Origin of the sequence: Halogeometricum sp. S3BR5-2, from assembly GCF_031624635.1 — an archaeon.
GTDB classification, from domain to species: Archaea; Halobacteriota; Halobacteria; order Halobacteriales; family Haloferacaceae; genus Halogeometricum; species Halogeometricum luteum.
Map to the genome: position 1 here is coordinate 146,938 of NZ_JAMQOQ010000007.1, position 6,216 is coordinate 153,153.

Here is a 6,216-nt window from a genome sequence, read left to right on the forward strand (position 1 = left end):
CCTCTTGTGCTGAGTTCGGTATAGGTCTGCGCTCGACGATTCAGGCGACCGCAGAGAGAGGTTTTTCGCCCCCTGAGGGGTGCGGGGGTGCTCGAACGAGCATCCCGCGAACAGACCTATGAGTGGATTTACCGACCCACACTCGCACGAACAGCCACGCGCCTCGGCTGACGCCGACGTCGTTTACGTCGGCTACCGTCGTCGAGGCCGCGCCATCGTCGAGAAACATCCTGACCAGGAACAGCTCACACTCGATCGGAGTCTCGAGTTGACGAGTCACAGTCCCTCGGGTTTCGAATGGGGATATGGTGGGAGTGGCCCGGCTCAACTCGCGCTCGCGCTCCTGCTCGATCACACCGACGATGAGGAGGTGGCACTGGCGGAGTACATGGCGTTCAAGACCGAGGTGGTGAGCCAGCTGGAGTGTACAGGTTCCGACGGCTACTGGCGACTCACCGGACGAGAGATTGACGCCGCCCTTCGCGAGACAGTCAAAGAACCAGTCGCACCGTCCGTCAACTAACGATCACAGAGAACAATCCATGCCAGAACACACACAGCAGTCCCGTACGAAGGCAGAATCGACCGAAAACAGTGAGCGACAGGCACCAACCGAATACGTCGAGCGAAGCGATGTCGGGGTCTCACTCACGGTGAAGCTGACTCGCGGCACTGGGACCCGCGACCAGGATAAGGTCACAGCCAAAGTGAAGGCGAAAACGCTCGAAGAGGCCCGCGAGGACATGGAAACCCTCCGCGCGTACATCCACGACCTCGCCGAGGACATCCGCCAGATGCAGCCAACAGACCCACACGAAGAGTAATTCTTTTGAGTGTTGCACAGAGTTGTGTAACTATAGGATGTACGAAATATGTGGTGAGAAGGAACTCAAGGTCATCCTCGCGCTCAACCCAGGAGACTCCATCTCCGCCGTCGCACGGAAAATCGACGAGAACCGGGAGACAATTCGGCGCGTTGTGGATCGCCTTGAGGAGGCGGGATACGTCGCGTACGATAATGGCCTCCGCCTCGTCGATCAAACGCTCCGAGACGCCGGTCTCAAGTTCCTGACGGCGGCAGCAGCCACCTCGCCACCGTCGATTTCAGAAGCGTACGTCCTCCCGCAGTTCGCGGATATGGAGTTTGCGTACACTGCCATCGATGCGGTCTACGTCTGGACCCGCGGTGGCTACCAAGTCGCTCGCGACCCGGCGGACTATCCGCTGTTCATCGCCGTCTACGAGTCCGACCTCGACGCCTGGACGTCGTTCTTTGACCGATTCGGAATCCCGACGACAGAGGAGCGCCAGCCCGCTGATGACCTCGATGGCGCCATTCAGGTCGTTCTGGAACCACGGTCACAGATCGATGCCGAGATAGTCGACGGACGGCCCGTTATCCCGCTTCAAGATACCGTGGCGTTCGCAACCGAGTACTACGCGACCTTCGAGTCGGCACTCGACATGCTCGGGCGGATGTACGACGACGTCGACACTGACAAGGTCCAGCCCAAACTGTCTTGAGCTGCCAACAGAGCATCCACGGACGTTTAAGTCATCGTAGAGCAATTGTGAGGACATGGCCACGGATCTCACCGAACGGGTGCAAGAAATCGCGGAAGCGCGAGGCCTCCCCGAGTCGGAGATCCTCGAACAGGCACTGGAACGCGGTGTCGAAGACCTCTGGGTAGATCTCATTCTCTCCCGATACATGAACGACGAAATCGATCGAAAAACAGCGATCGAATTCGTTGGGCGCGACCGCGTCAAGCGTGCAGAACGCGAGCTGCAGGCAGTCGAAGATGATGTTCGGTGGGGCCTGAATGCGTGATCGTTGCGGTCGCTGACACAGGCCCACTCATCCACCTCGACGAAATCGATGCGCTTCAGTTGCTCTCGGTAGTCGATGAACTCCTCATCCCACAAACGGTATACGAGGAGCTCAAGACAGGTACAGTTCCGTCGGCACTCAGTACCATCGAGTACGAGCTCGTTGAGGCAGAGATAACTGAACGCACCGCTGATTTAGACCCTGGCGAGACTGCTGCTCTTGCAGTTGCATCTGAGCGCTCAGCAGTCCTTTTGACTGATGACCTCGCTGCAAGAGACGCTGCTGAGGACATCGATGTTGAAGTGCATGGTTCAATCGGTATCATTGTTCTCAGCTACACTCGCGGAAAACTCGCCAAATCAAAAGCGGCCGAGCTGATGCGAGCACTCCAAACAGAAACCAGCCTGTTCATTACCGACGCTGTGGTTGAACGAGGTATCGCGCTCCTCGAGAAATCGACCTGATAAATTCTAATGTATCCTCTGAAGCCCAAATCGGGGACTCACTACGAAGGGGAGTACTCCTAACTTGGCCGGTCACTGGCTTGTTTTGAGCGCAATTCACCGAAAAGACCGAATCTCTGAGTATGAGCTGTTTATCGCCCTCAGTATGGGTGGAGGCTCCATCAGATGAGCGACCGACCAGAGATCGAGATTCAACGACAGACCGTGTTCGGAGACGATGGACAACTCGAAGTGACAGAGTCGAGTGTCGAAACCTCACTCGAAGACTTCGGTGCAGACGTCGATCATCGCGACCGAGACTCGCGGCTCGATCGACCCGAGGCGAGTCAGTTCGGCGTCGACGACCGACCAGAAGTAACGCAGTCCTCATCAGGAGATCAGTCCACGCTCTTCGCGGATACGGACGCCGACCAGCAGACGCTCACTGGTGAGGAGGCAGCAATGCAGTGTCTCTTTGAGGGTTAACCAACAGGTAGCCTGTTTCCTACAGTCGTTGGTTAAGTTCAGAGGAGTTTGTCGTGCCCCTCGAAGCACTGCGGGGCGACCGAGCCTCGCAGGAAACTCCTCATGGCTACTCACGACAGCACAGGCCCAGTTAGCAGCAGCTCTACACAAACACACACTGACACCCGTCAGGCAGCATACGTGGCGTTCCTCCATCGGGTTCCGTTTGCACTCGATGCATTGACCCTCGGGTTCCTTCCTGGATTTCGCGAGGACTGCACGTATCAGCAATCGCAGTTCGATACCCTCAACTGTCCGGTCGGAATGCTCGATAACGATTTCCGGAATCCCGACCTTGACCGATACGTCAATCGGGTGCTCGAGTACGAACCCGACGTGGGAATCATCGGTGACGCCTACAACACTGCAGAAGCACAATCGTACGTCGATGCAATTCGAGAGTTCCAAGGGAGTCTGCCCGAGACGGAGTTCATCATCGTTCCGAAATGCCGTGCTGCTATCGAGGCGATTCCCGATGACATCGTGCTTGGCTACTCACGAGGCTACGCGGACACACTTGCTCACGAGTTCTCAGACCCCGTCGACTGGCGGGGTCGTCGCGTGCACATCCTCGGCGGGAGCCCACCCAAGCAACTCGAAGTCATAGAGCAACTCACTCAGCCAACGCTGATGGGTGACCCACCAGCTGACATCGTCGGCCTCGACTGGAATGGTCTACACCGCGGCGCGCAGTTCGGCGAGTTCTGGACTGCCGACGGCTGGGACGATAGTGGTCGCGACGCCGACCACGTCACGGTCCGAAAGACGGTCCGACATAGCCTCAGCCGGCTCAAAACGTTCTGGCAGGCCCAGGGCGTCTGGCCTGACTCGACACCTCAAACGGATGAGAGCGAACTCAGCTATTCCGGGCCCACACCAAACGATATCGAAAGCGCGGCATGTACCGAGTGCAGCGCGAACGTGTGGACGACCAAACGAGGACCATATGTCGCCGAGTACGATACGGGTGACGTCTGTGGGTACTGCAGCTACGACTGCTATTTCACCCACCGGCATCGAAACGACCTCGAGGAAATCGCCGGCGAGCAGAGTGTCTACATCCCGCCAAGGTGACGCCACGTTCTGTTTTTCACGCCCCGAAGGGCGAGGGCTCAAACGAGAGTCCTCAAAGCAGGTGATTTTGTGAGTCAACAACAGCGTCAGAACGACATCTCGATCGATGCGATTCCAGTCGATATCGCGAACACCCAGTCCGGTGAAGTCGAGTCCGCTGATGTGCCCGAGGAAATTCGGTCGATTACTCGCGGACTCGCGAGTGAACAGCCACCAACGAATCCACTGGTTGTACTGAAAGCGGCCCGATGGTGGTACATCCACGGGAAGGGCGGAACCGACCCTGCGTTCCGATGGGCTATTGAATGGGCACGACATCTGGCGACGGACACGCCTAGTGACGTGAAACAGTTCGATGAGTTCCTCACGTATCTCGTTGCGGTCGGCTTCGCTGACGAGAAAGCCGCCCTCCGGTGACCGCCAGCGCGCGTTTATTGTGCGCCCCAAGGGGCGCGGCGTGATCTGAGCTGACGCAATCGCCGTGAACTCGATTTCCTGAAACCTATGGCTACGACCAGTGGCTCGTCGGTCGCCTTCGAGGAAACCGACACCCGACACGACGAGATGCACAGTACCATCGAAGCGTGGATCGACAATATCGTGCTTGGCTACTCACGAAAGTATGCGGAGACACGGGTTCTGCATCCTTGGTAGGACCGTGTCCGACGGAATAGCGATTTCAATGCGGTGCGCTCGGTCCCTAGGGGAGGAGAGTGTCATTCTCGATTGACCCGTCCTCAGGGCATACGTTCTGTATCCAGTACCCAATCGCTACCGATGCGTGTGCCAATATGATTCCAACCGAGCGGTTCTCCAAGACGGACGAAGTCACCTGACTCGAACGGGCCCCGAGCGTGAAATAGCCTTACGCTAGTGTCACCTGACCATACCGTCGACACGTGAACGGTGGATGACTCGGCGTGTCGGGCCATCAGGTATCGCTCGTTACGACCGCTAGACACCCGCAGCCCCAGACTATCCCACAGAATCAACAGTCCGATTCCTATCAAATATATTATTATACTATAGTGGTGTTTGTTACGTGATGGCATTAACCGCGGGACAGGATCTGTACGCCTCAGTCGGCGAGGAGGGAATCAATCGATTCGTTCGACATCTGTTCCGCCAGCGCCCCTCACTGTTCACCTTCGCAACGCCGGGCATCGCCGTGTACGCGGACGAGTTTCTCGACCCGGCGGTTCCGTTGTCGGACGCACAGGTCGCACGGGGCCAGCCTCGCGTCAGCGAACTGTCGGGGATCCCCGTGCTCGGGACAGACGGCCCCGTCGAACTGGAGTACTGCGTGCAGCTGACGGCTTTCGAGTTCGACTTCCACCCCGGCGACGAGTTCGAGCTCCCCGTGGGTAGAGAGCTGGAGGCACAGCAGTTCGGCGTCCACGCGGCGTTCGCCGTGGGGCTCGGCTGTCCAAAGGATGCTGCCCCAGATTTTAGACGACGGATCCGTGACCGGTCGATCTTCGAGGAAAATATTCTGAGTGTCCTCCAGTCCCGAGGAGGCGAAACGCCCCCCGGTCAACGGTCGGTCGACCGCGGGGAGGCCATGGACGGATTGACGGGCGGACGCCCGCTCGCTGACGGCGGCCGAGCGTCGGGGTCGGCGTCGGTAGCGCGGTTCGGCTTCTTCCCCGCCGGACCGGGGCGGGACCGGTTCGTCGGCGGCGACCAGCGAGTCCTCGCCCCGCCGGACGTGGAGTTGATCAGGAAGCCGGACGTCACGATGCACCGCTTCGAGCTGCACGCGTTCCTCGTCGGCGGCGTCGACATCGGAACCGACGGGGACGAGGACGGAAACGGGGACGCGTTCGCGTTCGAACTTGACCACCTCGAACTCGGCGGGGGAGACGACGGCTCGGCGATCGACCTTCCGACCGGCCTGAAGAACAGCATTGAGTGCTACGTCGACCTCTACGTCAGGCACGTCGTCCTGCCGAGCGTCTCGGAGATGATCCAGAGCACTGTTGCGAGCGTCCTCGACAACGACCTCCTGAAGACGGAGCTCACGCCGGAGGATCCGACGGTCCGCTTCCCGGAGACGGATGCGATTCCCGACAATCCGAACCTCGCGGACGACCGGCTCGAAGTGTATGTCGACCTCGACATCACGGGAGACGGGCAGTGAGCCAGCTGACCGTCGCCGTCTCGGAAGACGGCCTGAACGAACAGCTGCAGGCGGTCCAGGAGAACGTCGCCGTCGAGATCGAGGGGACGTTCGGGGAGGGCGGGTTCGAGGTAGCGTACGAACTGGGCGTCAGACTGGAGGAGGGGACCGTCGAGCTCCGACCCGACCGGTTCGACCTGGACGAACTCGATGTCGTCTACGAC

10 protein-coding genes and 1 pseudogene are annotated in these 6,216 nt (G+C 59.1%); all 11 read left to right on the forward strand.

Annotation, left to right across the window (positions count from 1 at the left end):
- Positions 1-118 precede the first annotated feature (118 nt).
- A complete protein-coding gene (locus tag NDI79_RS21280; RefSeq protein ID WP_310930695.1) occupies positions 119-523 on the forward strand; it encodes a DUF6166 domain-containing protein in 405 nt (134 codons plus the stop codon).
- 19 nt (positions 524-542) lie between these two features.
- Positions 543-824: a DUF7389 domain-containing protein gene (locus tag NDI79_RS21285; protein ID WP_310930696.1), complete on the forward strand. Its 282-nt coding sequence runs from the start codon at positions 543-545 to the stop codon at positions 822-824.
- A 37-nt stretch (positions 825-861) separates the two neighbouring features.
- A complete protein-coding gene (locus NDI79_RS21290) occupies positions 862-1,524 on the forward strand; it encodes a helix-turn-helix domain-containing protein (RefSeq protein WP_310930697.1) in 663 nt (220 codons plus the stop codon).
- Positions 1,525-1,579: 55 nt separating this feature from the next.
- Positions 1,580-1,831, forward strand: a complete 252-nt coding sequence (locus NDI79_RS21295; protein ID WP_310930698.1) for a ribbon-helix-helix protein, CopG family — start codon at positions 1,580-1,582, stop codon at positions 1,829-1,831.
- Entirely contained in the window at positions 1,828-2,295 is a 468-nt protein-coding gene (locus NDI79_RS21300) for a PIN domain-containing protein (RefSeq protein WP_310930699.1), read from the forward strand. The genes NDI79_RS21295 and NDI79_RS21300 overlap by 4 nt, the downstream gene beginning before the upstream one ends.
- A 165-nt stretch (positions 2,296-2,460) precedes the next feature.
- Positions 2,461-2,760, forward strand: a complete 300-nt coding sequence (locus NDI79_RS21305; protein ID WP_310930700.1) for a hypothetical protein — start codon at positions 2,461-2,463, stop codon at positions 2,758-2,760.
- Positions 2,761-2,862: 102 nt separating this feature from the next.
- Positions 2,863-3,873 carry a DUF6610 family protein gene (locus NDI79_RS21310; protein WP_310930701.1) on the forward strand — a complete coding sequence of 337 codons (1,011 nt, stop codon included), beginning with the start codon at positions 2,863-2,865 and terminating at the stop codon, positions 3,871-3,873.
- 69 nt (positions 3,874-3,942) lie between these two features.
- Positions 3,943-4,290, forward strand: coding sequence for a DUF8013 domain-containing protein (locus NDI79_RS21315; RefSeq protein ID WP_310930702.1), 348 nt, complete (start codon positions 3,943-3,945; stop codon positions 4,288-4,290).
- Positions 4,291-4,377: 87 nt separating this feature from the next.
- A pseudogene (locus NDI79_RS21320) lies at positions 4,378-4,476 on the forward strand (DUF955 domain-containing protein); the annotation flags it as partial.
- A 442-nt stretch (positions 4,477-4,918) separates the two neighbouring features.
- Positions 4,919-6,013 carry a hypothetical protein gene (locus NDI79_RS21325; RefSeq protein ID WP_310930703.1) on the forward strand — a complete coding sequence of 365 codons (1,095 nt, stop codon included), beginning with the start codon at positions 4,919-4,921 and terminating at the stop codon, positions 6,011-6,013.
- Positions 6,010-6,216: hypothetical protein (locus NDI79_RS21330; RefSeq protein ID WP_310930704.1), on the forward strand; the 207-nt coding region annotated here is incomplete at its 3' end. The genes NDI79_RS21325 and NDI79_RS21330, both read left to right, overlap by 4 nt.